The organism is Trebonia kvetii, from assembly GCF_007827045.1.
GTDB lineage: Bacteria > Actinomycetota > Actinomycetes > Streptosporangiales > Streptosporangiaceae > Trebonia > Trebonia kvetii.
The window spans coordinates 99490-125584 of sequence record NZ_RPFW01000008.1 but is presented as its reverse complement, the minus strand read 5'-3'; the positions used below and the strand labels follow the sequence as shown (position 1 = coordinate 125584).

The following is a 26095-nucleotide window of genomic DNA, read 5'->3' as shown; positions in this document are numbered from 1 at the left end:
CGCGGTCCGTTGCAATTCCGGCTCAGTCGGCCAGCGCCGAATAGGCGACGACGCCGCGGCGCATCGCGTCGATGGCGGCGCGGGCGGTGGCGGACACGTCCCTGTTCTTGGGCACCGTGCCCGTGTCGCTGTCACGGTCGTCGTCAACGTCACCATCGGCGGCGGCCCGCTCGGCGGCGGCGGCGGCTCGCTCCGCGGCGCGCGCGGCCCGGGGCACGCTCAGGTCCCGTGCCGCGACGGCTACCTGGTCGAGCAGGTCGATGAGCTGCTTCATGGAACGGACGAAGTCGCCGGGGGTGAGGCCGGGCACCGCGTCGAGCACGTCTTCCAGCTTGGCGCCGCGGACCCAGCGGTAGGCCGCCCAGACGAAGCCGGCGTCGGGTTCGCGGAGGAACGACAGGCCGTTGCGCTGCTCTAGGTGGTCGAGCTCAGCCCAGGTCCGCGCCATGACGTCGAGCACGTCACGGACCGGGCCCTTGGGCAGCCTGGCGGGGCCGGCGTCGTCCGGCTGCTTGCGCGACTCGAACGACAGCACTGACACGCACGCGGCTAGCTCGGCCGGGTTCAGTCCCTCCCACAGGCCGCGGCGCAGGCATTCGGCCGCCACCAGGTCCAGCTCCGAGTAGAGGCGGGTCAGCCGCTGCCCTGCCGGGGTGACCGTGTCCCCGTCGGTGTAGCCGAGCTCGTCGAGCACCTTGCAGACCCGGTCGAAGGTCCGCGCGATCACGTGCCTGCGACCGCCGATCTGCCGCTCGAGCTCGTCGACCTCCTTGTACTGCCTGAAGTACCGCTCGGCGTACCTGGCGTGCTGCTCGCGGTCCGGGCAGGCGTGGCAAGGGTGGCGTCGGAGCTTGCGGCGCAGTTCCGCGATGTCGCCCTCGGCGACATCGCCCCCCTCGAAATCGCCCGCGTCCTCGGCGAAGCCACGAACCCGTTCTGGATCATCGGTATCGGCGGCGGACCTGCGATGGCGTGACGCGGACTCCAGGTCGCGGCCCTCGATCTTGGCGCGCATCGCGGAGACGAGATCGCGGCGGTGCTTCGGTGAGCGCTCGCTGAAATGCTGGGGAATGCGCAGCCGGTCGACGGGATCGGCCGGCACCGGGAAGTCCGCCGCCGACAGCTGCTTAAGCTGGCCGTGCGAGGTGAGGACGAGGGGTCCGTCGGCGCGGTGGACCGAGAACCCGTCGCCGGCCGGCGGCGGGTTGAGCACCACTGCGAGGCCGGACCTGCGGCCGGCCGGTACGCGGATGATGTCGCCGCGGCGCAGCGTGGCGAGCACCCGCCTGGCCTCGGACCGCTGCGCGGAGGCACGGCTGCGCGAGGCGCCGCGCTCGGCGTCGGTGAGCCTGCGGCGCATTTCCGCGTACTCCATGAAGTCACCGCGGTCGCAGCTGACCTGCTTGGCCAGTCCTTCTGCCTGCTCCTTGAGCCTGCGCAGCCGCCTGGCGAGGCCGACGACGCCGCGGTCCGCCTGGAACTGGGCGAAGCTCGACTCCAGCAGGCTGGCGGCCCGCGCGCGGCCGACGCGGGCGGTGAGGTTCACCGCCATGTTGTAGGACGGGCGGAAGGAGGAGTTCAGCGGGTAGGTACGGGTGCCTGCCAGGCCAGCGACGGCCCCCGGGTCGAGGCCCGGCTGCCACAGCACCACCGCGTGCCCCTCGACGTCGATGCCGCGACGGCCTGCCCGGCCGGTGAGCTGCGTGTACTCGCCTGGCGTGAGCGCGACGTGCGCCTCGCCGTTCCACTTGTCGAGCTTCTCGAGCACCACGGTGCGGGCGGGCATGTTGATGCCGAGCGCGAGGGTCTCGGTGGCGAAGACGGCCCGGACAAGACCGGCGGTGAACAGCTCCTCGACCACCTCCTTGAACGCGGGCAGCAGCCCGGCGTGGTGGGCGGCGATGCCGCGGCGCAGTGCGAGCACCCAGTCGTGGTAGCCGAGGACGGTGAGATCCTCCTCGGGAATGTCGGCGGTGCGCCGCGCGGCCAGTTCCTCGATGACCCGCGCCTCTTCTGGCGTGGTCAGCCGCAGGCCCGCCGCCAGGCACTGCTGCACGGCGGCGTCGCAGCCTGCCCGGCTGAAGATGAACGTGATCGCGGGCAGCAGGCCCGCGGCGTCCAGCCGGTCGACGATCTCCGGGCGGTAGGGCGGCTGGGTGCGCCGCGGCCGGTGGCCGCCTCGTCCCGGCCTGCTCGACGGCTGCCTGATCGCCTCGCGGTGCGCCAGCCGGACGAGTTCGGGGTTGACCTCGTGGTGGTCGTCGTCGGTGAACAGGTCGTACAGACGGCGGCCCGCGAGCATGTGCTGCCACAGCGGCACCGGGCGGTGCTCGTCGACGATGACCTCGGTGCCGCCGCGCACCTGGGCGAGCCAGTCGCCGAATTCCTCGGCGTTGCTCACCGTCGCGGACAGCGCGACCACCCGCACGCTTTCCTGCAGGTGGATGATGACCTCTTCCCAGACCGCGCCGCGGGAGCGGTCGGCGAGGTAGTGCACCTCGTCGAGCACGACGTAGCCGAGGTCTTTCAGCGCGGGCGAGCCCGCGTACAGCATGTTCCGCAGCACCTCGGTGGTCATCACCACGATGGGCGCATCGCCGTTGACAGCGTTGTCGCCGGTCAGCAGTCCGACCGTGTCGCTGTCGTAGCGCCGGACCAGGTCGTTGTACTTCTGGTTGCTCAGCGCCTTGATCGGCGTGGTGTAGAAGCATTTCTTGCCCTGATAGAGCGCGAGGTGGACGGCGTACTCGCCGACGACCGTCTTGCCGCTCCCCGTTGGCGCCGCGACCAGGACCCCTTCTCCCCCGGTCAGCGCGGCACAGGCGGCCACCTGGAAGGGATCGAAGTCGAAGTCGTACAGCTCACGGAATGACGTGAACTCGGGGGCGGCCTGCCGCTCGCGGAACTTCGCGTACTTTTCAGCAGGGCTCACCGCCGGTGTGCTCATGCATCCAAGAGTAGGGGACTTCTGCCTCGCCTGGTACGGATGAGGCTCTGCCGGCGCCCGGGGGACCCCCGTCGGGCAGGTCTAGCTAGATGTTGCTGTCCGCGTCGATCGGCTCGGGGTCGTCAATCGGGGAGAGTTCGTCGTCATCGAGGCCCGCGTACAGGTCGGGGTGGTTTCGGGCCCAGCGCCTGTCGTTGAGGTAGATGAAGATCTCGGCCGCCTCGACCAGCACCACGACGACCCCGCCGAGCAAGAGCATCGTCAGCGGGTCGGGGCTCGGCGACGCGATGCCTGCGAACACGAAGACCAGGAAGATGATGAGCCTGCGCCACTTCTTGAACCGCTCGTGGGTGACGACACGAGCCAGATTCAGTATGACCAGGAAGAGCGGGACCTCGAAGCAGAGCCCGAATCCGACGATCATCGCGATCCAGTACCCGATGTAGGTGTCGGCGGTGTACAGGTTCGTGAAGCCCTGGGACATCCCGATGAAGAAGTCGAGCCCGCGGCTCATCGCGGTGAAGGCGAAGAAGCAGCCGAGCCCGAACAGCGGGACCGCGGTGCCGAGGAATGCATACGTCCAGCGCTTCTCGCGCGAGTAGAGACCGGGCGCCACGAAGGCCCACAGCTGGTACAGCCAGATCGGGCTGGTGAGGACCACGCCGGCGATGACGGAGACCTTGATGTGCAGGTAGAAGCCGTCCATGACGCCGTTAAGCACGAGCGAGTGCCCGGGGACGTTCGTCTTGCAGAACGTCACCGCGTGGCAGTAGGGGCGCTGGATGAAATTCCAGATGTGGGTGTAGAACGCCCAGGACACGCCCGCGCCGACGAGGACCGCCACGGCGATCTTGACCACCCGGTTGCGCAGCTCGCGCAGGTGGTCGATCAGGGACATGCGCCCCTCCGGGTTGGCCCGCTGCTGCGAGCGAAGGAAGCGCTCGCCCACGATGCGAGCCCCCCTGATGGCGGAAGGCTTCGATGCCATGATCGTCTTTCCCGGAGGGGGGTTGTCGTTAAATGCTCGGGAGGCGGCAGGCTACTTGGCCTGCGCGCCGTCCGACGTCTTGACCGACTGCTGCAGGTCGGCGAGCTGCTTGCTCAGCGCGTCGATCTGCGCCTGGGCACCGGCGTCCGCGGCGGCAGCCTCGATCTGCGGCTGGGGAGCCTGGAACGTGGCGGCGGAGGCGGGCTCGGTGGGCTCGTCCTCGTGCAGGCCCTGCACTTCCTTCTTCAGGATGCGCATCGACTGGCCAAGCGAGCGGGCGGCAGCGGGCAGCTTGCGCGACCCGAACAGCACGATGATCAGGATCGCGATGATCGCAATCTTCCATGGGCTGTCGAACAGGTCACCGATCATTGGAGTCCTTAAGTCACAGGGGATGAGTCCCGTTACCGGGGCTGGCCTCGAGGTTGAGTCTACACGGCGTGACGGAAACGACTAGGTCCAGCAGCCGAACGGAAGGGTAACCGACCATAGTGAGCGGAAATGACACACATCGCTACCGGTGATGGTTCATCTGTAGTTGGATGCCGTCCCCTCTCGTTCACCATTTGCTTCGCAGCCGCGCGACTGTCGGATTGACCCGTCGACAAATGAATGCTGTGAGTTACATCGTGTGCGGAAATTGTTACCAACTCCCGGGCGACAAAATCCGATACGTTGGGAATTATCACGGACAGTGAGCTAAAGTCGCGGTCATGGAAGCCCTGGACGCCGACTACGGTGCGGCGGTGGCGAGACCCGTCGCAGGCATCAACTACGAGCGCCTCTACGACTACCGGTTCCGCGATGTCGATCAGGCGGGCAGGCAAGCGGTCTGGCGCGAGATAGCCAGCTACGTGCACGGCCGGATGGACAGGCCGCAGCGCGTCCTCGACCCGGCGGCCGGGCGGGGCGAATTCATCACCGCGGTGCCCGCCGCCGAGCGCTGGGGCGTCGACCTAGTCAGCCAGGGTGACATCGAGGCCGCGGGCGTGAAGATGATCATCGGCGACATCATGGACACCGAGCTGCCCGCCGGGCACTTCGATGGCGTGTTCCTGTCGAACTTCCTCGAGCACCTGCCAAGCCAGGACGCGGTCGGGACGGTGCTCGGCAAGCTGCGCGCGGCGATGTCACCTGGCGGCCGGATCGGGATCATCGGCCCCAACTTCCGCTACTGCGCCCGCGAGTATTTCGACTGCGCCGACCACACCGTGATCCTCACCCATGTCTCGATGGCCGAGCACCTGTACGCGGCCGGATTCGAGATCACGCTGACGGTCCCCCGGTTCCTGCCGTACTCCTTCCGCGGCCTGCTGCCGCCATCGCCCCGGCTGACCAGGGTGTACCTGCACACGCCGCCGCTGTGGCGACCGCTTGGCAAGCAGTTCTTCCTCATCGCGCGCAAGTAGTCCTAGCCCGCCCGCTGGCCCTACTACTCGTACAGGGCCAGCGCCGCCGCGGCCTCGGCTCTGATCTCCTCGGCCAGCTCAGGCGGTGAGATAACCCGGGCGTCCTCGCCGAGGCGCAAGGCCAGCCGCCGGACCCAGTTGGTGTCCGGGGTGCGCAGGCCAATGCGAAGCCGGCCATCGCCGAGTTCCGAAACCGACTCGCACAGGTAGTCTTCGGCGACCCTGCGGGCGGCCGGCCCGAGCTCGAGCTCGACGAGCTCGTCGGTGGGTGACGCCTGGAACAGCCCCGCGTCCACGTCCACCTCCTCGGCCTCCTCCGGCACCTCGGCGGGCACGTCGAGCACGTCGACGGAGATCACCCGGTCAAGCCGGAACAGCCGGACGCCCTCGGCCCGGCGGCACCAGCCCTCCAGGTAGGTCCTGCCGTCCACGACAAGCAGCCGCATCGGGTCCACGTCACGCTCGGTCGCCTCGTCCCTCTTCTGCACATAGTGGCGCAGGTGGACCCGCCTGCGCGCGGCCAGGGCCGCGTTGAGCGTGACGGCTATGCCGCGGGCGTTCGGGCTGTCGACCTGGAGGACGCTCACCTGGGAGGGCGCCGCGCCCGCCGCGCCGGCGGCGTCCTCGATCTTCGCGATGAGGCGCTGCACGGCGTCGCCGCCCCCGGCCTCCGCCAGCATCCGCAGCGCGACGAGCAGCGCGCTCGCCTCGTCGGCGGCGAGCCGCAGCGGCCTGGCGATCGACTCCGCCTGGCTGATCGAGATCTCCCCGTCCTCGTACGACAGGTCGATCGGGCAGTACGGCTCGGGCGCCTTGAGCTCCACGCACCAGGCGAGGTTCAGGTCGTCGATGAGCTCGCGTTCGGTCATGCCGAAGGTCGCCGCGGTCTCCGCGAGGCCGACGACGCGCCGCGTCGCCACGTAGGGGACCAGGGCGAGCAGGCGGCGCAGCCGCTCGCCCGAGGTGACCATGCGCGCGCTGTTCGCCGGGCTCATGCCAGCACCCCCTTGAGCCGCCTGATGACGGCCTCGCGCAGCTCGGGCGGGTCGAGGACGACGACGTCCTGGCCAAACCAGGCCAGATGGCCGGCGTACCAGTCCGGGTCGGAGTAGGCGATGGTGAGCCGGTCCCAGCCAGGATGTGCGGCGTCGGGCTCGATCTGGCTGGCCCAGCGGTGCAATGCGAAGCCCGCGTCCGCGCGGACCCGCAGCACCGCGTTGTGCTTGCGCGTCTGCGGCTTGTCCCAGTCCTTCACCATCTCGCGGACGTCGGTGCCCTCAGGGACGGTCACGCTGCCCGGCGGCCCGACGAGCTTGACGGGGCCGACGATGCGGTTCATCCGGAAGACACGGGGGGCGCCGCGCGCCCTGTCGTGCCCCGCGACGTACCAGCGGCCGCGCCTGTTGACCACGCCCCACGGCTCGAGAGTGCGCCTGGTGACCTCGGACCTGCCGCCCGCCACGTGGTCGAAGGCGACGGGCCTGCGGTCGCGCACCGCCTCCCACAGCGCGCCGAACGCCGGCTCCTGGGTGGTCAGCCGCGGCTGGATGCCGGGCGCCTGGGCTGTTTCGCCCTCGGCGTCGGCCTCCCGGCTCGCCGCGCGCAGCTTGAGCGCGGCCCCGGTCGCCGCGCCCTCAAGCGCCGCCGACTGCCAGACCCGGGACGCGATGCCGAGCACCGCCGCCTCGTCCGGCTCAAGCTGGATCTCCGGCAGCTCGTAGTCCTGGCGGCTGATCCGGTAGCCGATCTCCTCGTCCGCCGTGGCGGACCGGCCGGTCTCCAGGGGGATGCCCAGGTCACGGAGCTCTTCCTTGTCCCGCTCGAACATCCGCTTGAACGATTCCTGCTCCTCCGGGTAGCCGATGACCGCGGCACGGATCTGCTCTGCGGTCAGGTACCTGCGCGAGGAGAGCAGCAGCACGACGATGGACAGGAGGCGTTCGGTCCTGCGCTTCGACAACGCGACCCCCTTATGAAAGTCACCCCTTGTACCCGGCACTCTACGGCCGCCTGCCGCTAGTCTGCCGTCGTGATCCGATGGCGGAGCGGAACTGTCACGGCGTTGCGGCGCGAATGGCCCGGAGCAGCCGAACTCATGGTAACCGTGGACGGGGATTCGATTCGCGCGCTTGCCTACCCCGCGCTCACCGGGTTGCCGCGAGTCGGCGACCGGGTGCTGCTGAACGTCACCGCGCTGCGGGCCGGACTCGGCACCGGCGGCTACGCGTTCGTGGTCGCGCTGCCCGACCGGCTGCCCGCGGACGGCGAAATAACCGGCCATATCGTGAAATCACGGTATACACCGCTGCAGGCGATGACGGCCAGCGCGGACGAGCAGGGGTCGGCCCAGCACGACCTGCTCGAATCGGCAGACTCGCTAGACGGCATGCCGGTGGTGGTGGCCGACCTGCATTCGGCGCTCCCGGCGATCCTGGCCGGGCTTTACGCCGCATACGAAACGGGTTCGTGCGATGCGCGCGCCGTCTACGTGATGACCGACGGCGGGGCGCTGCCCGCGTGGTTCTCCCGCACGGCCGCTGGGCTGCGCGAGGCGGGCTGGCTGGCGGCGACCGTCACCACCGGCCAGTCGTTCGGCGGTGACCTGGAGGCGGTCACCGTCCACTCGGGCCTGCTCGCCGCCAGGCACGCGGCGGGCGCCGACGTCGCGGTCGTCACGCAGGGGCCAGGCAACCTGGGCACGGGCACCAGGTGGGGCTTCTCCGGCGTGGCGGCGGGCGAGGCGGTCAACGCCGCTGCGGTGCTCGGCGGCCGTCCCGTCGCGTCGCTGCGGGTGTCGTTCGCCGACCCGCGGGAGCGGCATCGCGGCGTATCGCACCACAGCCTGACCGCCTACGGGCGGGTCGCGCTCGCCGCCGCCGACGTGGTGCTGCCGGATCTGCCCTCCCCGTTCGGCGAGCGGGTAGCCGAGGAGGCGGCGGGGTTGGCCGGCCGGCACCGGCTTGTCACGGTGCCCGTCGACGGCCTGGACGAGGCGCTGCGCGGCTGCCCGGTGCCGCTGTCGACCATGGGGCGCTCGCTTGATGAGGACCGGGAGTATTTCCTCGCGGCGGCCTGCGCCGGGCGGCACGCGGCGTCCCTGCTGCACCAGTAGCCGCTTGGGTGGGCGCGGAAATGACTGTCCCCCGGCGGGGAGCGGCTGAGCGCTCCCCGGGCCGGGGGACGAGACGTGCTAGCGGACCGAACCTAGTCGGCGGCCAGGATGTCGACGACGAAGACGAGGGTGTCGGTGCCCTTGATGCCCGCCGTGGAGGCGCCGGTCTTGCCGTAGCCGTCGGCCGGCGGGATGACGAGCAGGACGCGGCTGCCGACCGTCTGGCCGACCAGGCCGGTGTCCCAGCCCTTGATGACCTGGCCCGCGCCGATCACCACGGTGTACGGCGACTTGCGCGCCCAGGAGGAGTCGAAGACCTTGCCCGTCCGCCAGTTCACGCCGGTGTACTGGACCGCGAGGGTCTGGCCCTTGGTCACCTTCGCGCCGGTGCCCGTGATCAGGGTCTTGACCTGGAGGGTCTTGGACGGCGTGGCCTTGGCGGGGATCGTGATGGTGGGGCCGGCCGTGCTGCCCGCCGCCGGGGCGGTCACCGTCGGCAGCGTGCCGCCGCCGTTCGTGGACTGCGTGCCAGGCACGCTGTTGTCGTCGAACGCGGAGACCATGTCGATGACGAACACCAGCGTGTCGGTCTTGCCGATGCCCGCGGTTGAGTTGCCGCTGGTGCCGAAGCCGTCCTTGGGCGGGATCACCGCGAGCACCCGGCTGCCGATCTTCTGCCCGACGAGGGCGGTCTCGAGGCCGGGCAGCAGCGTCCCGGTGAACAGCGACGGCTTGCCCGCGGTGTAGGACGAGCCAAGCAGCTTGTGGGTCTTGCCCGACCAGTCATAGGCGACGTAGTTGCCGACCATGCCCTCAGTCGAGGTCAGCGCGGCGCCGGTGCCCTGGATGACGGTCTTGGTGTAAAGCGCACCGCTCCCCGTTTCCGCCGGGATCTTCACCGTGGGCGCCTTGCCGAACGTTCCGGTGGCGGTGACCGACTTGTAGGTGTCCGACGCCGCGGCGTTCGACGACGACGAGGACGAGGAACCGCAGCCGGCGAGCGCCAGGGCGGCGAGCAGGGGGGTTATGACAAGCGCTGCTGCGCGTCGCATGAGAGCCTCTCGGGTCTGACTGGGGGACAGGCGGGCGGACCCAGGTCCGACACCACATTCTGTGACTTTGGTAAAGCCTACTCAGGTTACCCGCAGCGACGGGCCGCTCCGTTGCATGCGATCAAGTCGACAGCAAACGTTCAGCTTTGGCGCATCCCAGCGTCACGGATGGCGGACTCCGGCCCTATTTGGCCGGAAATGGCGCTGTTCAGCAGCGGGAAGGCCGTGGCAGCCGGGTCAGCGGGTTTTCAGAAAGTGTGCCGACCAGACGGTCGAAGCCGGGACGCAGTGTCACGTCCCGGCTTCGCCATGTTCGAGTTGCGGCTTCGCCGCTTGTTGCTGTTATCCGCTACATGCCGGCGATGAGCTTCTCCACGCGCTCGTCGACCGAGCGGAACGGGTCCTTGCACAGGACCGTGCGCTGCGCCTGGTCGTTGAGCTTGAGGTGCACCCAGTCGACCGTGAAGTCGCGGCGCTTTTCCTGTGCGCGGCGGATGAACTCACCGCGCAGCTTGGCGCGGGTGGTCTGCGGCGGGACGGACTTGGCCTCGAAGATCTTCAGGTCGGTGGTCACCCGGTCCACGGCGCCGTTCTTCTGCAGCAGGTAGTACAGACCGCGGCCGCGGTGCACGTCGTGGTAGGCCAGGTCGAGCTGTGCGACACGCGGCGCGGAAAGCGGCAGGTCGTGCTTGGCCCGATAGCGCTCGATGAGCTGGTACTTGGTCACCCAGTCGATCTCCCTGGCGATCTTGTCCAGGTTGCCGTCCTCGATCGCGGTGAGCGCGCGCTCCCACATCTCCAGCACGCGCAGGCTGACCGGGTCGATGCCGTTCTTCTCCGTGAAGTCCTTGGCCCGGTTCAGGTACTCCCACTGGATCTCCAGGGCGGACATCTCGCGCCCGTTGGCCAGCCTGACCCGGCTGCGGCCGGTCATGTCGTGGCTGACCTCACGGATCGCTCTGATCGGGTTGTCCAGCGTCATGTCGCGCAGCACGATGCCCGCCTCGACCATGCGCAGCACCAGGTCGGTGGAGCCGACCTTGAGCAGCATGGTCGTCTCGGACATGTTGGAGTCGCCGACGATGACGTGCAGCCGCCGGAAGCGCTCGGCGTCGGCGTGCGGCTCGTCACGGGTGTTGATGATCGGCCGTGACCTGGTGGTGGCGCTCGAAACGCCCTCCCAGATGTGCTCGGCACGCTGGCTGACGCAGTAGACCGCGCCGCGCGGCGTCTGCAGCACCTTGCCCGCGCCGCAGATGATCTGCCGCGTGACAAGGAACGGGATCAGGATGTCGGCCAGGCGGCCGAACTCACCGTGCCTGCCGACCAGGTAGTTCTCGTGGCAGCCATAGGAGTTGCCCGCCGAGTCGGTGTTGTTCTTGAACAGGTAGATGTCCCCCGCGATGCCTTCCTCGCGGAGCCGGCGGTCGGCGTCGACGAGCAGGCCCTCAAGGATGCGCTCACCCGCCTTGTCGTGCGCGACCAGGTCGACCACGTTGTCGCACTCGGGGGTGGCGTACTCCGGATGGCTGCCCACGTCCAGGTAGAGACGGGCGCCATTGCGGAGGAACACATTGCTGCTGCGACCCCATGACACGACACGGCGGAAGAGGTAGCGGGCCACCTCGTCCGGAGACAGCCGCCGCTGTCCACGGAAGGTGCACGTAACGCCGTACTCGTTCTCGAGCCCGAATATTCGCCTGTCCACGTCCCTAGGCTACGTTCACTTGCTGCCATCGGTCACTATGCCCCGCCGGAACTGCGCAAGCATGGGTGTGCTTTCGGGGATTTGACCAGGCTCGACCACGCACGTACGCCCCCTAGATGGTGCCGTTGTCGATCGCGTTGGCGATCCACGGGATTACCTCGTCGAGCATCTCGTCGAGGGAGGTGGCGGCCTCGAAGCCGAGCACCCGCTTGGCCTTTTCGGTGGCGGGAACGCGGCGGTTGACGTCGTACTCGAACGGACTGTCGGAGACGACGCGCAGCGGCTCGCCCGGGCCCTTTATCTTCCGCCAGATGGCCTCGGCGAGTTCGAGGACGGTGGTGGACTGGGCGGTGGAGAGGTTGAAGTCCTCGTTGCGCGCGTCCGGGTGTTCCATTGCGATGACGATGCCCCTGGCCAGGTCGCCGCCGTAGGTGTAGTGCCGCACCTGCTCGCCTGTGCCGAGGATGTGCAGCGGGTCCTGGCCCTTGTAGACCTTCTGCACCAGGTCGGGCACCACGTGGCTCATTGCGAGCTTGACGTTGCCCGACATGATCTCCTCGTCCCCCAGGGCGCGGGACTCGCCGATGCCGACGCAGTTGAACGGCCGGACGATGGTGTAGGGCAGCTTGTGCTGGTCCCAGGCGGCGCGGGCGAAGTACTCGACGGCCAGCTTCTGGAAGCCGTAGGAGGACAGTGGCGGCGGCACCTCGCGTTCCTGGCCCTCATACGACGGCCACTCCGGCGTGGACTCGAACACCATCGAGGACGACAGGTAGGTCATCTTCTTGAGCCTGCCCGCCTGGTGCGCGCTGATCGCGGCGTCGCAGGAGGTGGCGATGATCCGCTCGTTGGTGGCGAGCAGGTCGTAGGCGTAGGTGTGGAAGTAGGAGATGCCGCCGATCATCGCGGCGCCGGCGATGAAGTGGTCGCAGTCCGCGAGCAGTTCCGTCATCAGCGCCACGTCGCGGCAGTCGCCCTCGACCAGCCGGTAGTCCTGATGGCTGTCGTAGGACTTGGCGACCTTCCCGTACTTGGAGAAGTTGTCGACGCCCACGACGGAGTAGCCCTTGCCGAGCAGTTCCTCGACGACGTAGCCGCCGATGAACCCGGCCGATCCGCTGACCAGAACCTTCTGCTGCATTTAGCGGTGTTCCTTCTTCTTCTCGTACCCGTGGGCCCTGACCTGCTCCGCGGACAGCCGCGGGCCGAACGCGAACCGGTACCAGTACAGGTACCCGGGGATCCACTTGGCGACCCGGAAGTTCGAGATGCCCGCCTGCCTGTCGAGCCAGATCGTCGGTATCTCCGCGACAGGCAGCCGCATCCTGCGTGCCTTGGCGGTCAGCTCGATGCCGATCTCGAACCCGGCGCGCGAATCGATGCCGACCTTGCGCACGAAGTCGGTCGAGTAGGCCTTGAACGAGTTCGTCGCGTCGCGGGTGCCGGTGCGGGCGAGCAGCCCGAGCGAACGGCCCGCCATCCGCGACAGCAGCCCCTTGAACAGCGGCCCGCCGACCTGCTGGCCGCCCGGCATGTAGCGAGACGCGACCGCGACGGCCACCCCCCTGTCCACCAGCCTGGCCAGGTCGTCGATCTGCCGCGGGTCGTCGCAGCCGTCGGCCATGGTGACCACGGCGACCGGCGCCGCGGCGGCGCCGATGCCGTACCTGATCGCGTTGGCGGGCCCGCGGCCGTAGGTGTTGACGATGCAGCGCAGCCGCGGTTCCTTCTGCGCGTACTCAGTGACCGGGGCAACCGTGGTGTCGTCGGCGAAGTCGACGACGACGAGCACCTCGCACTGCAGCCGGACCGACTCGAAGATCCGGTCGATCACGGGGATGATGTGCGGTCCCTCGTTGTAGGCGGGGATAACCACCGAGACGCGGGGCACCTCGGCGGTCGTCATACGAGGACCCCGCCGCCGAGCACGTTCCAGATGTCGGCAACGGGCTTAGCGGTTCTCAGCTCCCGGTAGTCCGGATGCGGCGCGGCGATGATCAGCAGGTCTGACCTGGCGACCACCTCGTCGTGCGGCAGCAGGTTCTCGTCGACCTTGACGTAGGGGTCGGCGCAGAGCACCTCGTCCGCCTTGAACTCAAGTATCCGCTTGAGCTTGTAGGACAGGCTCGACCTGATGTCGTCCGAGCCGCCCTTGAACGCCATTCCCAGGATGCCCACGGTCATCGACCCCAGGTCGAACTTCTGCTCGAGACAGTGCACCAGGTACAGCGGCATGCCCTCGTTGATCGTCATCGCCGTGTGGCCGAGCGTGAAGTTGTTGTTGTTGAACGCCGCGAGCTGCATGGTGTCCTTGAACAGGCACGGCCCGGCGGCGAACCCGGCACCCGGCATGTCCGCGGCCCGCGGGTAGTCCTTGATCAGCCCCTGGCGGATGCGCTCGAAGTCGAGCCCCCGGTCGTTGGCCATCATGTAGAACTGGTTGGCCGCCGCGAACTTGATGTACCGCCACACGTTCGTGAACAGCTTGGCGAGCTCGGCCTCCTCCGGCGTCAGCTCCACGATGTTGTCGGTGAGCAGCGAGAACAGCGCCGACGCGCGCTCCATGCCGCGCGGGCTGCGGGCCGACACGATCTGCGGCAGCTCGAACAGTTCGGTCATCGCCTTGCCTTCGGCGATCCGCTCGGGGCAGAACGCCACCTCGATGTGCGTGCCGAGGCTCGCGATCATCTTCTCCACCACGGCCGTGACGCCGGGGAAGACGGTGGACCGCAGCACGAGCAGCTGGCCGTCGCGCAGGAACGGGGCGAAGCCGGTCAGCGCCTTGGGTATCGCGGTCTGGTTCGGGTTGAGGTGCTCGTCGACCGGGGTGCCGATCACCACGATCACGTGCTCGGCGGTGCCGACGACGGCCGGGTCGGCTGAGGCGCTCAGCCGGCCCCCCGCCACGGCCCGCTCGAGCAGCGGCGCGGCACCCGGCTCGTCGAACGGCATCCGGCCCGCGTTCACCGACTCGACGGCAGGCTCGCTGACGTCGTAGATGGTCACCGTGGCACCGCGCTCCGCGAAGGCGATCGCAAGCGGCAGGCCCACGTGGCCGCAGCCGCCGATGACCACGACGTCATGCTCGAACTCGCGGTCCGAAGTTGGAGTCTGAGACGCCATCGCTAGCTGTCCTCCGCTTCCTCCGCGACGCATATCTCCTCGATAAAGTGCACTCTCACCTTATCCGGGATTGGACATGCGCTCAGCCTGTCATCTAATTGCCACGCTATAAGAACACTTCCTAATTTCTGCTTCAGGCAACATATGATGTCCGTCTCGCACCTTGAAATACCGGTTTGACCTGCATGTTCTCAGGCTCATATGACGAGCTTCTGATAGTCCCAATGGTAAAATAGGGCATATAAAAACTGACTAAAGTGCATCGAGCCGGCGTTACCAGTCGGTGGCGATGTACTTCGTCTCGGTGTACTCGAGCAGCCCCTCGTGGGCGCCCTCGCGGCCGAGTCCCGACTGCTTGGTGCCGCCAAACGGCGCGGCCGGGTCGGAGACGAGGCCACGGTTCAGCCCTACCATGCCCGCGTCCAGCGCCTCGGACACCCGCAGCCCGCGCCGCAGGTCCTGGGTGAAGACGTAGGAGACGAGCCCGAACTCGGTCGCGTTGGCCCAGCGGATCGCCTCGGCCTCATCGGTGAACCGCACCACGGGCGCGACAGGGCCGAAGATCTCGGTGGACAGGATCGCCGCGTCGGCGGGCACGCCGTCTAGCAGGGTCGGCTCGTAGTAGTAGCCGCGCCGCTCCGGCGCGCGGCCGCCGGTGACGAGCGCCGCGCCCGACTCGGTCGCGCCGTCCACCAGGTCGGACACCTTAGACCTGGTGTCCTCGTTGACGAGCGGGCCGACCTCGGTCGCCTCGTCGAGGCCGGGGCCGACCACCATGGCCTTCAGCCGGGCCGCGAAGGCCGCGGTGAACTCGGCGGCGACCGCCTCATGCACGTAGAAGCGGTTGGCGGCGGTGCACGCCTCGCCGCCGTTGCGCATCTTCGCGATCAGCGCGCCCTCGACGGCGGCGGGGATGTCCGCGTCCTCGAAGATGATGAACGGCGCGTTGCCGCCGAGCTCCATCGAGCAGCTGACGATGGACTTGGCCGCTTGGGCGAGCAGGATGCGCCCCACCTCGGTGGAGCCAGTGAAGGACAGCTTCCGCACCCGGGGGTCGTCGATCATCGCGGCGCAGACCGGACCGGATGTGGTGGTGGTCACCACGTTGACCACGCCGTCGGGCACCCCCGCCTCGCTCAGCAGCGCGGCGAGCGCGAGCGCGGTCAGCGGCGTCTCCGCGGCGGGCTTGAGCACGACCGTGCAGCCGGCGGCGAGCGCGGGGCCGATCTTGCGGGTGGCCATCGCGGCGGGGAAGTTCCACGGCGTGATGAGCAGCGACACGCCGATCGGCTGGTGCAGCGTGAGAATGCGGTTGGCGCCGGACGGCGAGCGCATCAGGGTGCCCTCGATGCGCACCGCCTCCTCGGCGTACCAGCGGAAGAACTCGGCCGCGTAGGCTGCCTCGCCGCGCGCGTCGCGCAGCGACTTGCCGTTCTCCGCCGACATCAGCCTGGCGAACTGCTCGCTGCGCGCCGACATCAGCTCGTAGGCCTTGCGGAGGATCTCCGCGCGCTTGCGCGGCGGGGTCGCGGCCCAGCCAGGAAGGGCCGCCTGGGCGGCGGTCACCGCGTCGAGCCCGTCGTTCACCGAGCCGTCGGCGACCTCGGCGAGCGGTTCCTCTGTCGCCGGGTCAAGCACACGGAACGTACCGCGACCCTTGCCCCACTCCCCCCCGATGAGCAGCCCCGTCGGGACGTCGATGCCGGTGAGCTCAGTGATAGTCATGCAGTTACTCCAGGCGTTGGTACCGTGTTGGCCACTCCGGATGAGCGTACGCGGGGCGGCCGCTGACACCAACCGTACGTTCGGATCATCACGGGCGTGCAGCCGGGGCAGACCCGGGACAGACCGGGACACCCACTACATGGGATAGCCGCCGGTGCCCTCCCGGGTGGTGACCCACTGCAGCTCGGTGAAGTCGGCCATGGAGTGCGGTCCAGAGCGGCCCCAGCCGCCGGTACTCGGGTATCCGATTTGTCTCACTAGTCACAGTGAGACAACATAACAGGCCCCGGCTCAGCCGCCGTCGATGATGGACTTGATCTTGAAGCCGCTGTACTTCTGCTTGAGCAGGCCGAACCTGACCATGGCGTCCACCAGGCGCTGCAGCCGGACCGGGTTCACGCCGACGGGAAAGCTGGGCAGCGAGACGAGCGCCGCGGCGAGCGGCCGCATGCCGAGGAACTTCTTCAGCGCCGACTCGACCGCGGTGCGCTCGGTGTCGGCGATCTCCTGCCCTTGGGCGTAGGCACGCTCGAAGGCGGCGAGGGAGTGCGGGTTGTCCTGCGCCCACTTCTGGGTAACAGCGACGCCCTGGATGGGGAAGTCGGTCGTGCCGCCCTGGTCGAGGTCGGCAAGCTCCTGGGTGCCGACATTCATCGAGAACAGGCTGACGAAGGGCTCGGGCGCGAAGGCGGCGTCCACCTTCCCGGTCAAGAGGTTCTGCGGCACGTGCGGGAAGTCGACGTTGTTGTTGAACTTCACCAAGCTGAGCGGCACGCCGTTGTCGGTGAGCAGCGAGTCGACGAGCAGGGTGCCGATGTCGTTCGGCGCGTTGACGGAGACGGTCTTGTTCTTGAGCTGCCTGACCGATTGGACCTTTGACCCCGGCTTGGCGAGCAGGGTCAGCACGTTGGGCTGCAGGAACGACGACTCGGCGATGATGCGCAGCGGCGCCTTGTCGAGCAGCACATTGTCAACGTAGGTTACGTAGTCGGCAGACGTGATGTCGAATTGCCCCTTGAGCTGGCCGTCGATGGCCGTCTGGCTTGTCGCGGCCAGTTTGATGGTGACATTGAGGCCCTGCGCCTTGAACAGCCCGCGCTGCTCCGCGATGAACAGGCCCGCGGAATCAATCGCGGGAAATGCATCGACGACGATGTCCGTCTTTTCAAGGCTGCCCCCGCTGGCCCCGCCCGACGACGCCGAACATCCTGCCAGTGTGACCAGCGACGCTGCCGCCACGATAGACGCCCGGCATGCGTTCTGAATTCTCATAATCACTCCGTGCGATGCAGCCTGATTCTGTTATAGATGCCCGTAAAAACCGCAGCCGGGCACAGCGACCGATGCTAATGACGTCGGCGCGCGGTCGCGGGAGATTTGGCAGGCATAGACATAAAGCCGTAATGCAAACGATTGGGTACTAAGCGCAGCGCTACCCAGCGCACCCAGGCGGTTACCGGACCTTAAGCGTGGCTGAATGTCAGGGAAACGTATGCCGGTCATTTGCTCGGAGACATCCCAGAGCCTGCGAGCGGCCTCCGGGTCGCTCGCGGCCTTCGAGCGAGAGCAGGGCGCGGGGGCGCCGCGCAGGCCGGCGAAGCCGGACGGGCCGGCGAACGTGTTGCCGGGCACGGCGGCCGTGGCCACGTAGAGGGTCGGCAGGGCGCCGCCGCGCGCGTCCTGCGCGAGCAGCCGGTTGCCGAGCTTCTCCATGGCGAAGCGGGTGATCGCGCTGCCGCTGCCCGACTGGAGGTTGGTCGCCGCGTAGCCGGGGTGCGCCGCCACGGAAAGCACCGTCGAGCCCGCCTCGGTGAGCCTGCGCTGCAATTCCGCGGTGAACAGCAGGTTTGCCAGCTTGGACTGGCTGTAGGCGCGCCACGCTCGGTACCGCTTGCGCTCCCAGTTGAGGTCGTTGAAGTCGATGCTGCCGCCCTTGTGCGCGTTCGAGGAGACCGTCACGACGCGACCCCGGCCGCCGATGCTGGGCAGCAGCAGGTTGGTGAGGGCGAAATGCCCGAGGTGATTGGTGCCGAACTGCAGCTCGAAGCCGTCGGCGGTGCGGGACAGCGGCGGGATCATGACGCCCGCGTTGTTGATCAGCAGGTCGACAGGGCCCGACCAGCCGGCCGCGAACGCGCGCACCGACTCCAGGCTGGCGAGGTCGAGCAGGCGGACCTCGGTCGTCCCTGGCCCGGACCCCTGACCCTGGACCTGGACAGCGGCCCGGCGGCCCCTGTCGAGGTCGCGGACCGCGAGAATCACCCGGGCGCCGCGGGCGGCGAGCGCCTTCGCGGTCTCCAGGCCGATGCCGCTGCTCGCGCCGGTGACGATGGCCGTCTGGCCGGAAAGGTGGGGAATGTCGGAAGTGGTGAAGCCGCTCATCGTCAGCCGGTGGCGTTCAGCCAGCGGACCGGGGCGCCGTCGCCTGCCCGGCGGAACGGCTCGAGCTCATTGTCCCAGGCGCCGCCGAGCAGCCGGTCCAGCTCCTTTTCCAGGATCGCCGTGCCGTTGGCGCCGAGGGCGAGCGCGGCCCGCAGCTTGTTCTCCGGCACCAGGATGTCGCCGTTCGCGCTGGTGGTCGCGGAGAACAGCCCGAGGTTGGGGGTATAGCAGTAGCGCATGGCGTCGCAGCCGGGTGACGCTTCCTCGGTCACCTCGAAGCGCAGCCTGTTCCAGCCGGCCAGCGCGGAGGTGATGGCGCCGGCCATGCCGGGCTTGCCCTTCCACGTGAGCTCAGCACGAAGAGACCCTGGGGCAGCGGGCTGGCTGACCCAGGGCATGTTGACGGCCGATCCGACGGTCCCCGCCACTGCCCACTCGATGTGCGGGCACAGCGCGGGGGGCGCCGAATGGACCTGCAGAACGCCGTAAACCGACACCGGTGCCTCCCTGCGTAAGACGAGGTTCGCCTTCCCCTGCGACCTCATCACGCCCGGTTGGCCCGCCGAGCGCTCGCTGACGCACGCCGATCTCCGGTATTCGCCTCATATTCTGCCGTACGACCGCCGGGGGCACCAGTGCTATTGACTGGAAAGTATCGCCGGCGTAGCAGCATGACCAGCGCGGCAAACGCGGTGGTGGCGACGCCCGACCACATCACATAGTCGCCTGCCTGGTCGTAGAAGGTCCGCGCCGAGGCCGCGGGCAGGGCGAGGGTGACCGTGACGACTCCCCTGCTGTCCTGGCCGAGCCAGGACAGCAGCCGGCCGCGGGCATCGAAGGCCGCCGAGTCCCCGGTCAGCGCGGCCTGCACCACCGGCCGCCCGGTCTCCGCCGCGCGGATCGCGGCCAGGCTCGCGTGCTGGTCAGGTCCCCAGGTGCCCTGGAACGTGGAGGTTGACGACTGGTACACGATGAGCTGTGCGCCCTGGGCGGTCTCCACCCGGGACATGTCGGGGAAGGCGGACTCGAAGCAGATGAGCACCCCCACCTCAAGCGGCGCGCCGACCGCCTGGCCCGTCACGGTGAGCATGCGCGCGCCCGAGCCAGGGATCATGTTCGACGACGCGGCCTTGCTTACCCGGGTGAGCCAGCCGAGCTGCTGCCTGAACGGTATGTACTCGCCGAACGGCACGAGCCTGGTCTTCACGTAGCGGCCCTGGATGCCGGACGGGCTGACGAGCACGGCGACCTTCTCCTGGCCGCCGTCAGGTCCTGGCAGGGTGGAGTCCTGGCTGGTCAGGATCTCCGCGCCCGCCTGCCGCGACAGGTTCTCGATGCCGGCGAGCAGCCCGGGGCTGACAGCGAGGTCGTAGGCGACGCTCGACTCACCCCAGACGATCAGCCCGGGGTGGTCCTTCGCCAGCGCCTTGCCCGCGGTGAATTGCCTGGTGAGCGTCTCCGACGCGTCGACCCGCCTGGCCGGGTCGTGCACGATGCCCGGCTGCACCAGGGCGACCGAGACCTGGCGGACCGCGGGGAACGGCGGCGTCAGGGCGAAGGCGAGCGGCCCGGAGATGGCCGCAGCGGCAAAGGTGGCGGCGCCGGCGGCGGCGAGCGCGACACGCCTGCCAGCCGGGGCCCGCGCAGCCGTCCCCGCCCCCGGGGCGAGCAGGTCCGGCCGGAACGCGCCGAGTATCAGCGTCAGGCCGGTGTTCGCGAGCAGGAGCGCCACGCTGACCAGCCAGACGCCGCCGACGCCGGCCAGCGCGAGCACCGCGGGGTGCTGCCACTGCGACGCGCCGTAGAGGCCCCAGGGACCGCCGAGGCCCTGATACGACCTGATCCATTCCGGTATCAGCCAGGTGGCGGGGACGACCGCGAGCGCGGCGAGCAGCCGCGGCAGGGTGACCGCGGGCCGCAGCAGGCGGCTGACGGCGACGGCGAACGGCGAATACATGCAGCCGAAGATCCCGCCGATCAGCACCACGCCGGGGCCGATCTCCGGCGTCATCCACTGCAGGATGGCGATCAGGTAGCCGGCGCCGAACCACCAGCCGCGCGCGATCGCCTCGCGCGTCGTGCCGGCCCCGGTGAACAGCGCCATCGCGGGCACGAGCGCGAACCAGGCGAGATACCACAGCGACGGGCCGGGGAAGACCAGCACCGCGGGCACCCCGCCCGCGAGGAACGCCAGCCGTCGCGCCGGGTACCGGAACGGGCGCAGGAGCTTGCCACGCAACCTCACCCCTTCATTGTCGAACATCGCGTCAACAACGGGACTCGCGGCTGGGCTGGCCGGCTGGGCTGGCCGGCTGGGCTGGCCGACGGGGCTAGCCGACCGGGACCTTGACCAGGGCCGCCGAGTAGCCGGGCAGGGTCAGCCGGCAGCCGGCGGCGGCGCATGTGACGGTGTCCGGCCTGCCCGGCGAGAAGGAGCCGTCAGCAGAGACCCGCCGCTCCTGGATGGTCACCCCCGATCTGGCGAGCAGGGACGGTGCCCGCAGCCGGTCGGCCGTCGCGGTGCCGCGGTAGCTGCCGACGTGGAGCGTGACCGCCGCCGCCGCGCTGTCCAGGTTCTCCACCAATAGCCGCAGGCGGCCGCCGCTGCGCAGCGCGAAGGCCGTGATGTGCTGGTGCCACGCCTGGACGATGCTGACCGGCACGAGCCTGCCGGTGCCGAGCATCCTGGTCAGCAGCAGGCCGTAGTAGACCGGCTGGGCGAAGTACTCGTTGTCCCCGTGCAGGCACAGCACCGTGTAGGTGGCGCAAGCGGCGGAGAGCCCGGTCGCGATATTCATCGCGTGCACGCCGTGCTCGGCGCCGGTGAGCAGGTAGTCGATGACCCACAGGGCCGAGGCGAAGGAATCGCTGACGTCCGGTATGCCGCCACGGCAGGCGCTGCTCGTCTCGGTCAGCACGAGCGGGTGCCCGGCGATCGCCGCCATCCCGGCGTAGATGTCGAACCTGGCGGCCTCGGCCTCGGCCGTCGTGGCCGACAGCATGGACGTAGCGGCGGAGGCGGTGGTGCCGGCACGGAGCCCGCGGCAGCCGAGCGGATAGTAGTGCGCGCCGTACCAGTCGATGGTGCTCGCGTCCCGCCTGGCGTAGGACGCGAGCAAGGTCCTGTGGTAGTCGGCGTCCGGACCCGCGAGCGGCGCCTGCGGCGCGATTGAGCGGATGGCCTGGTAACAGGCGTTCACCTGGGCCAGGTAGTCGCCCACGGTCCAGCTGGGCGGGCGCAGGCCGATCGGCACGTACTGGTCGGGCTCGTTGCCGCAGGCGAACGCGAACAGGTTGCCGCCGAGCGCGCGGCGGACCGCCTTGGCGTCGGCGCGGACCCGCGCCGCCTTGAAGTGCCCGAGGTTCTCTGTGTACAGGACCGACCAGCCGGCCGCGCGCACCAGGCTGGCTAGGCCCCTGAGCGTGGCGGCTGAGGTACCCGCGAAGGACTCGTCGTCGGCCGTATCGCCGCCGAACCGCAGGACGCCGGCCCCCAGGTTGGCGAGCAGCCTGGCGAGATTGCCGGTGTTCTTGAGCTGGGGAGCCCTGGTGCGCAGCGCGCCCGACTCGACGGACAGCCCGATGAAGTGCTGGCCGACCTGGCCGATCGCCGGACCGGAGACGTCCACGCGCACGGTCACCCGGCCCGAGGAGTGCGTGCCTGAGGTGACCGGTACCGCCGCCGCGGCCCGCGCGGCGCCCGTACCGGCGACCGACATCGCGGTCGCCAGGCACGCCGCCGCCAGCGAAAACCCCAGCCGCCTCATCGTGCTCATCTCCCGGCCGCGGGCGGAGACTTTGCGCTCGGCCCGGGCTCCCACGCTAGGCGCGGGCCGGGAACGTCATGCGATGGCGTTGTTAAATGAAGGTGAATATTGCCCCGCGGACGGCGGACGACGCTGCCGGGCGCGCAGCGGCCAGTCGGGGAAGACCGGCCGGTGAAGACCAGCTAGCGAAGACACCGGACGGGGGAGCGGAGGCGCCGCATGCCTCCGCTCCCCCGCCACGGTGCGGTCGTTACGCCCTCGCGGAGGACTCCTCCAGGGCGCGGCGGACCAGAACCCGCGCCAGGTGCTCGCGGTATTCCCTTGACGCGTGAATGTCGGAGCCCGCGTTGGTGCCCTCGGCGGCCAGCGCGGCCGCGTCGGCGGCCGAGGCGCCGGAGGCGAGCGCGGACTCCACCGCGGTCGCCCGCAGCGGGGTCGAGCCCATGTTGATCAGCGCGACAGCGCTGCCCTGCACGGCCACGCCGACGATCGCGAAGTCGATCGCCCGCTTGTTGAACTTCTGGAACGACCACGCGGCGGGCGCGGCCGGCTTGGGCACCTGGATCTCGGTGAGCAGTTCGCCCGGCTCGATCGCGGTCTCGAAGATGCCGCGGAAGAACTCCGCCGCCGGCACCGAGCGCTCGCCGTCCGCGCCGCGGATGACGAACGTCGCGTCGAGCGCGAGCAGCGCGGCCGGCAGGTCGGCGGCTGCGTCGGCGTGCGCGACCGAGCCGCCGATCGTGCCGCGGTGCCTGATCTGCGGGTCGCCGACGGCCTCGGCCGTGTGCGCAAGCAGCGGGATGTCGGACAGCAGCAGCGCCGACGTCGCGACGTCGTGGTGCCTGGTGAGCGCCCCGATCGCCACGTGGTTGCCCTCGTCGCGGATGTAGGAGAGCTCGCTGACCCGGCCGAGGTCGATAAGCACCGTCGGCGCGGCGAACCGCAGCTTCATCAGCGGCAGCAGCGACTGGCCGCCCGCCAGGTACTTGGCGTCCTCGCCGTGCTCGGCCGCGAGGCCGACGGCCTCGTCGACCGAGTTGGCCCTGACGTAGGTGAACGCGGGAGGTATCACTTGGCGCCCTCCGAGGCCGCCGCCAGGGCCGCCTTCACGATGTTGTGGTAGCCGGTGCACCGGCAGATGTTGCCCTCGAGGCCGGTGCGGACCTCGGCCTCGGTCGGCGACGGGTTCTCCTTGAGCAGTGACACGATCGCCATGACCATGCCCGGCGTGCAGTAGCCGCACTGGAGCCCGTGCTCGTTGTGGAACGCCCGCTGCACCGGGTGCATCTCGCCGGATTCCGACGCGAGACCCTCGAGCGTGGTCACCGCGCGCCCGTCCGCCTGGGCGGCGAGCACGGTGCACGACTTGACCGACTCGCCGTCGAGCAGCACCGTGCAGGCGCCGCAGGACGTCGTTTCGCAGCCGATGTTGGTCGCGGTGAGGTCGGCGGTGTCGCGCAGGAAGTGCACGAGCAGGGTGCGGTCCTCGACGTCCGCGGTGACGTCCTTGCCGTTGACGGTCAGGGAGACCTTCACTTCGAGCTCGCCTTCTGAATAGCGGTCCAAACACGTTCCGGGGTCATCGGCATGTCGATGTGCCGGACGCCGAGGTGCGACACGGCGTCGATGACCGCGTTGTGCACGGCCGGGGTCGCGCCGATCGTGCCCGCCTCGCCGATGCCCTTCACGCCGAGCGGGTTCACCGGGGTCGGCGTCTCGCTGGTGAGCAGCTCGAAGCTGGGCAGCTCGGCGGCGGTGATCGCGCCGTAGTCCATCAGCGTGGCGGTCAGCGGGTTGCCGTCCTCGTCGTAAAGGATCTCCTCGACAAGCGCCTGCGCGGCGCCCTGCGCGATGCCGCCGTGCCGCTGGCCCTCCATCAGGATCGGGTTGAGCACCGGGCCCGCGTCGTCCGCGGTGACGTGCCGCAGCAGGGTGACCTTGCCGGTCTCCACGTCGACCTCGACGAGCGACAGCTGCGAGCCGAACGGGAACGTCGGCCGGTCGGCGGTAAACCGCACGTTGGCGACGATCAGGCCCTGCTCGGCGGCGGAGGCCACCTGCGACCAGGACAGCGACTTGTCCGGGTCGCCCTTGATGCGCCACACGCCGGCCTCGGTGTCGAGCTCCACGTCGTCCTCGGCGGCCTCGAAGAGCTCGGCGGCCTTCTTGCCCGCCTCCTCCTTGACCTCGATCGCGGCCTTCTGCACGGCGGAGCCGCCGAGCTGCAGCGAGCGCGAGGCGTAGGTGCCGACACCGTCCGGGATCAGGTCGGTGTCACCGTGGATGACCTCGATCTTGTCCATCGGGATGCCGAGCTCTTCCGTCACGAGCATCGCGTAGGCGGTGTGGTGGCCCTGGCCGTGCGCGGACGAGCCGGTGTACACGGTGGCGGTGCCGTCGTCGTGCACCTCCACCTTGGCGGTCTCCCCCGCCCCAGCGTCGGCGGCGGTGATCTCCACGTAGGAGGCGAGGCCGATGCCGAGCAGCCTGGTCTCGCCGGCGTCGCGGCGGCGTTTCTGCTCGCCGCGGAGCACCTCGTAGTCCGCGGCCGCGAGCACCTTGTCGAGCGCGGCCTCGTAGTCGCCGGTGTCGTACGGCGCGCCCGTCTTGGTGACGAACGGGAACTGCTCCTTCTTGATGAAGTTGAGCTTGCGCACCGCCACGGGGTCGAGCCCTGCCTCGGCGGCGTACCAGTCCACGACGCGCTCGATGGTCGCCGCCGCCTCGGGCCGACCGGCGCCGCGGTAGGCGGCGATCGGCGTGCCGTTGGTGACGACCGCCTTGTAGTTGGCCTCGACCTTCGGGATGTCGTACACGCCGGGCGCCATCAGGTTGGTGAGCATCGGCAGGAAGCCGCCCATGCGGGAGTAGGCGCCTGAGTCCTGCACGACGTCGAGCCGGTAGGCCTTGATGTGGCCCTCGCGGTCGCCGCCGATCTTGATGTGGTGTTCCTGGGCGCGGCCCTGCGTCATGGCCATCAGGTTCTCGTTGCGGGTCTCCACCCAGCGAACCGGCCTGCCGGTGTGCTTGGCGGCCCAGGCGATGATGATCTGCTCCCTGTCGACGCCGATCTTGGCGCCGAACCCGCCGCCGACGTCGGGCGCGACCACCCGGATCGCGTCCGGCGGCAGCCCGATCGCGGTCAGGATCAGCCGGGAAAGCTGGGCGTTCTGGGTGGAGGTCCAGACGGTGAGCTTCCCGTCCTTCCACACCGCGGCGGTGGCCCTGCCCTCCATCGGCAGGCAGGCGACGCGCTGGTTGACCACGTCGCCCTCGACGATGACCTCGCAGCCGTCGAAGATCGAGTCGTCGCCGATGGGGCGGGCGCCCCGGACGACCACGTTGGTGCCGGCGTCGGGGAAGAGCAGCGACTCGTCCCGCAGCGCGGCCGCGATCGACGGCACCGCGGGCAGCGGCTCGTAGTCCACGCTGACCAGCTCGGCGACGTCCTCGCCCGCGTAGTTGGAATCGGTGAGCACGAGCGCGACAGGCTCGCCGACGAACCGCACCCGGTCCACGGCGAACAGCGGCTCCTGCCAGACGCCGCCGAGCGGCGCCGGGCCCTCGGGCGGCGGCGCGTCGTCGGGCACCGGCTCAGGCGGGGGCGGCGCGGGCAGGTCGGTCATGTCCGCCACGGTGAGCACCGCGACCACCCCGGGCGCAGCCAGCGCGGCGGAGGTGTCGATGCCAGTGATGAGGGCGTGCGCCACCGTCGACCGCACGAAAGTTGCGCGCACCGCCCCAGCGAGTTCAGGTTCGCGCAAGTCGTCAACGTAGACGCCGCCCGAGGTAAGAAGCCGCGGGTCCTCCGTACGGATCACCCGCGTGCCCAAAATACTCATGAAACCTCCGCTGATACGGCCATGCACGCGAACCTACACC

22 protein-coding genes are annotated in these 26095 nt (G+C 69.4%); 2 read left to right on the top strand and 20 right to left on the bottom strand.

The window, feature by feature from the left end; all coding sequences use genetic code 11:
* Positions 1-22: 22 nt before the first annotated feature.
* The 3 genes from EAS64_RS35295 to tatA form a co-directional block, all read right to left on the bottom strand.
* Positions 23-2947, bottom strand: coding sequence for a DEAD/DEAH box helicase (locus EAS64_RS35295; protein WP_145860248.1), 2925 nt, complete (start codon positions 2945-2947; stop codon positions 23-25).
* Between the two features lie 85 nt (positions 2948-3032).
* Positions 3033-3935 carry a twin-arginine translocase subunit TatC gene (tatC, locus tag EAS64_RS35290; RefSeq protein ID WP_145860246.1) on the bottom strand — a complete coding sequence of 301 codons (903 nt, stop codon included), beginning with the start codon at positions 3933-3935 and terminating at the stop codon, positions 3033-3035.
* 51 nt (positions 3936-3986) lie between these two features.
* Positions 3987-4307 (bottom strand): Sec-independent protein translocase subunit TatA, encoded by a 321-nt coding sequence (tatA, locus tag EAS64_RS35285; RefSeq protein ID WP_145860244.1) that lies wholly within the window; start codon positions 4305-4307, stop codon positions 3987-3989.
* 341 nt (positions 4308-4648) lie between these two features.
* Between tatA and EAS64_RS35280 the strand changes: the two genes are divergently transcribed.
* Positions 4649-5344: a class I SAM-dependent methyltransferase gene (locus tag EAS64_RS35280; RefSeq protein WP_222849849.1), complete on the top strand. Its 696-nt coding sequence runs from the start codon at positions 4649-4651 to the stop codon at positions 5342-5344.
* 23 nt (positions 5345-5367) lie between these two features.
* Here EAS64_RS35280 and EAS64_RS44135 read toward each other — a convergent pair whose 3' ends face one another.
* Both EAS64_RS44135 and EAS64_RS44130 read right to left on the bottom strand, forming a co-directional pair.
* Positions 5368-6339, bottom strand: a complete 972-nt coding sequence (locus EAS64_RS44135; protein ID WP_246116010.1) for a helix-turn-helix transcriptional regulator — start codon at positions 6337-6339, stop codon at positions 5368-5370.
* Entirely contained in the window at positions 6336-7304 is a 969-nt protein-coding gene (locus EAS64_RS44130) for a helix-turn-helix transcriptional regulator (RefSeq protein ID WP_187366409.1), read from the bottom strand. The genes EAS64_RS44135 and EAS64_RS44130 overlap by 4 nt, the downstream gene beginning before the upstream one ends.
* A gap of 69 nt (positions 7305-7373) precedes the next feature.
* Here EAS64_RS44130 and EAS64_RS35270 point away from each other — a divergent pair, with 69 nt between their 5' ends.
* Positions 7374-8456: a DUF3866 family protein gene (locus EAS64_RS35270; RefSeq protein WP_145860242.1), complete on the top strand. Its 1083-nt coding sequence runs from the start codon at positions 7374-7376 to the stop codon at positions 8454-8456.
* 92 nt (positions 8457-8548) lie between these two features.
* Here EAS64_RS35270 and EAS64_RS35265 read toward each other — a convergent pair whose 3' ends face one another.
* The 15 genes from EAS64_RS35265 to EAS64_RS35200 form a co-directional block, all read right to left on the bottom strand.
* Positions 8549-9508, bottom strand: a complete 960-nt coding sequence (locus EAS64_RS35265; protein ID WP_145860240.1) for an FKBP-type peptidyl-prolyl cis-trans isomerase — start codon at positions 9506-9508, stop codon at positions 8549-8551.
* Between the two features lie 349 nt (positions 9509-9857).
* Positions 9858-11216 carry a Pup--protein ligase gene (gene pafA / locus EAS64_RS35260; RefSeq protein WP_145860238.1) on the bottom strand — a complete coding sequence of 453 codons (1359 nt, stop codon included), beginning with the start codon at positions 11214-11216 and terminating at the stop codon, positions 9858-9860.
* Between the two features lie 112 nt (positions 11217-11328).
* Positions 11329-12357, bottom strand: coding sequence for an NAD-dependent epimerase/dehydratase family protein (locus EAS64_RS35255; protein ID WP_145860236.1), 1029 nt, complete (start codon positions 12355-12357; stop codon positions 11329-11331).
* Positions 12358-13122 (bottom strand): glycosyltransferase family 2 protein, encoded by a 765-nt coding sequence (locus tag EAS64_RS35250; protein ID WP_145860234.1) that lies wholly within the window; start codon positions 13120-13122, stop codon positions 12358-12360.
* Entirely contained in the window at positions 13119-14339 is a 1221-nt protein-coding gene (locus tag EAS64_RS35245) for a nucleotide sugar dehydrogenase (RefSeq protein ID WP_145860232.1), read from the bottom strand. Before EAS64_RS35245 ends, EAS64_RS35250 begins: the two co-directional genes overlap by 4 nt.
* 273 nt (positions 14340-14612) lie before the next feature.
* Complete coding sequence (locus EAS64_RS35240; RefSeq protein WP_145860231.1) at positions 14613-16064, bottom strand: NAD-dependent succinate-semialdehyde dehydrogenase; 1452 nt, start codon at positions 16062-16064, stop codon at positions 14613-14615.
* A gap of 135 nt (positions 16065-16199) precedes the next feature.
* Positions 16200-16322 carry a hypothetical protein gene (locus EAS64_RS46980; protein ID WP_281283366.1) on the bottom strand — a complete coding sequence of 41 codons (123 nt, stop codon included), beginning with the start codon at positions 16320-16322 and terminating at the stop codon, positions 16200-16202.
* 33 nt (positions 16323-16355) lie between these two features.
* Positions 16356-17303, bottom strand: coding sequence for an ABC transporter substrate-binding protein (locus EAS64_RS35235; protein WP_222849847.1), 948 nt, complete (start codon positions 17301-17303; stop codon positions 16356-16358).
* Positions 17304-17366: 63 nt separating this feature from the next.
* Positions 17367-18446, bottom strand: coding sequence for an oxidoreductase (locus EAS64_RS35230; RefSeq protein ID WP_145860227.1), 1080 nt, complete (start codon positions 18444-18446; stop codon positions 17367-17369).
* A gap of 2 nt (positions 18447-18448) precedes the next feature.
* Positions 18449-18943 (bottom strand): DUF3145 domain-containing protein, encoded by a 495-nt coding sequence (locus EAS64_RS35225; protein ID WP_145860225.1) that lies wholly within the window; start codon positions 18941-18943, stop codon positions 18449-18451.
* 47 nt (positions 18944-18990) lie between these two features.
* Complete coding sequence (gene lnt, locus EAS64_RS35220; RefSeq protein ID WP_187366408.1) at positions 18991-20685, bottom strand: apolipoprotein N-acyltransferase; 1695 nt, start codon at positions 20683-20685, stop codon at positions 18991-18993.
* A 91-nt stretch (positions 20686-20776) separates the two neighbouring features.
* The gene (locus tag EAS64_RS35215) at positions 20777-22213 is read right to left on the bottom strand and encodes a hypothetical protein (RefSeq protein WP_222849846.1); all 1437 of its coding nucleotides are present in this window, start codon (positions 22211-22213) and stop codon (positions 20777-20779) included.
* 250 nt (positions 22214-22463) lie between these two features.
* Entirely contained in the window at positions 22464-23285 is an 822-nt protein-coding gene (locus tag EAS64_RS35210) for an FAD binding domain-containing protein (RefSeq protein ID WP_145860220.1), read from the bottom strand.
* Positions 23282-23749, bottom strand: coding sequence for a (2Fe-2S)-binding protein (locus EAS64_RS35205; RefSeq protein ID WP_145860218.1), 468 nt, complete (start codon positions 23747-23749; stop codon positions 23282-23284). Before EAS64_RS35205 ends, EAS64_RS35210 begins: the two co-directional genes overlap by 4 nt.
* Positions 23746-26055, bottom strand: a complete 2310-nt coding sequence (locus EAS64_RS35200; RefSeq protein ID WP_145860217.1) for a xanthine dehydrogenase family protein molybdopterin-binding subunit — start codon at positions 26053-26055, stop codon at positions 23746-23748. The genes EAS64_RS35205 and EAS64_RS35200 overlap by 4 nt, the downstream gene beginning before the upstream one ends.
* Positions 26056-26095 lie beyond the last annotated feature (40 nt).

What these genes read in the sequence shown, in the direction of transcription:
- EAS64_RS35295 (WP_145860248.1), bottom strand. Translation starts at nt 2,947, where the DNA reads ATGAGCACACCGGCGGTGAGCCCTGCTGAAAAGTACGCGAAGTTCCGC.
- tatC (WP_145860246.1), bottom strand. Translation starts at nt 3,935, where the DNA reads ATGGCATCGAAGCCTTCCGCCATCAGGGGGGCTCGCATCGTGGGCGAG.
- tatA (WP_145860244.1), bottom strand. Translation starts at nt 4,307, where the DNA reads ATGATCGGTGACCTGTTCGACAGCCCATGGAAGATTGCGATCATCGCG.
- EAS64_RS35280 (WP_222849849.1), top strand. Translation starts at nt 4,649, where the DNA reads ATGGAAGCCCTGGACGCCGACTACGGTGCGGCGGTGGCGAGACCCGTC.
- EAS64_RS44135 (WP_246116010.1), bottom strand. Translation starts at nt 6,339, where the DNA reads ATGAGCCCGGCGAACAGCGCGCGCATGGTCACCTCGGGCGAGCGGCTG.
- EAS64_RS35265 (WP_145860240.1), bottom strand. Translation starts at nt 9,508, where the DNA reads ATGCGACGCGCAGCAGCGCTTGTCATAACCCCCCTGCTCGCCGCCCTG.
- EAS64_RS35255 (WP_145860236.1), bottom strand. Translation starts at nt 12,357, where the DNA reads ATGCAGCAGAAGGTTCTGGTCAGCGGATCGGCCGGGTTCATCGGCGGC.
- EAS64_RS35250 (WP_145860234.1), bottom strand. Translation starts at nt 13,122, where the DNA reads ATGACGACCGCCGAGGTGCCCCGCGTCTCGGTGGTTATCCCCGCCTAC.
- EAS64_RS35245 (WP_145860232.1), bottom strand. Translation starts at nt 14,339, where the DNA reads ATGGCGTCTCAGACTCCAACTTCGGACCGCGAGTTCGAGCATGACGTC.
- EAS64_RS35240 (WP_145860231.1), bottom strand. Translation starts at nt 16,064, where the DNA reads ATGACTATCACTGAGCTCACCGGCATCGACGTCCCGACGGGGCTGCTC.
- EAS64_RS35230 (WP_145860227.1), bottom strand. Translation starts at nt 18,446, where the DNA reads ATGAGCGGCTTCACCACTTCCGACATTCCCCACCTTTCCGGCCAGACG.
- EAS64_RS35215 (WP_222849846.1), bottom strand. Translation starts at nt 22,213, where the DNA reads ATGAGGCGGCTGGGGTTTTCGCTGGCGGCGGCGTGCCTGGCGACCGCG.
- EAS64_RS35200 (WP_145860217.1), bottom strand. Translation starts at nt 26,055, where the DNA reads ATGAGTATTTTGGGCACGCGGGTGATCCGTACGGAGGACCCGCGGCTT.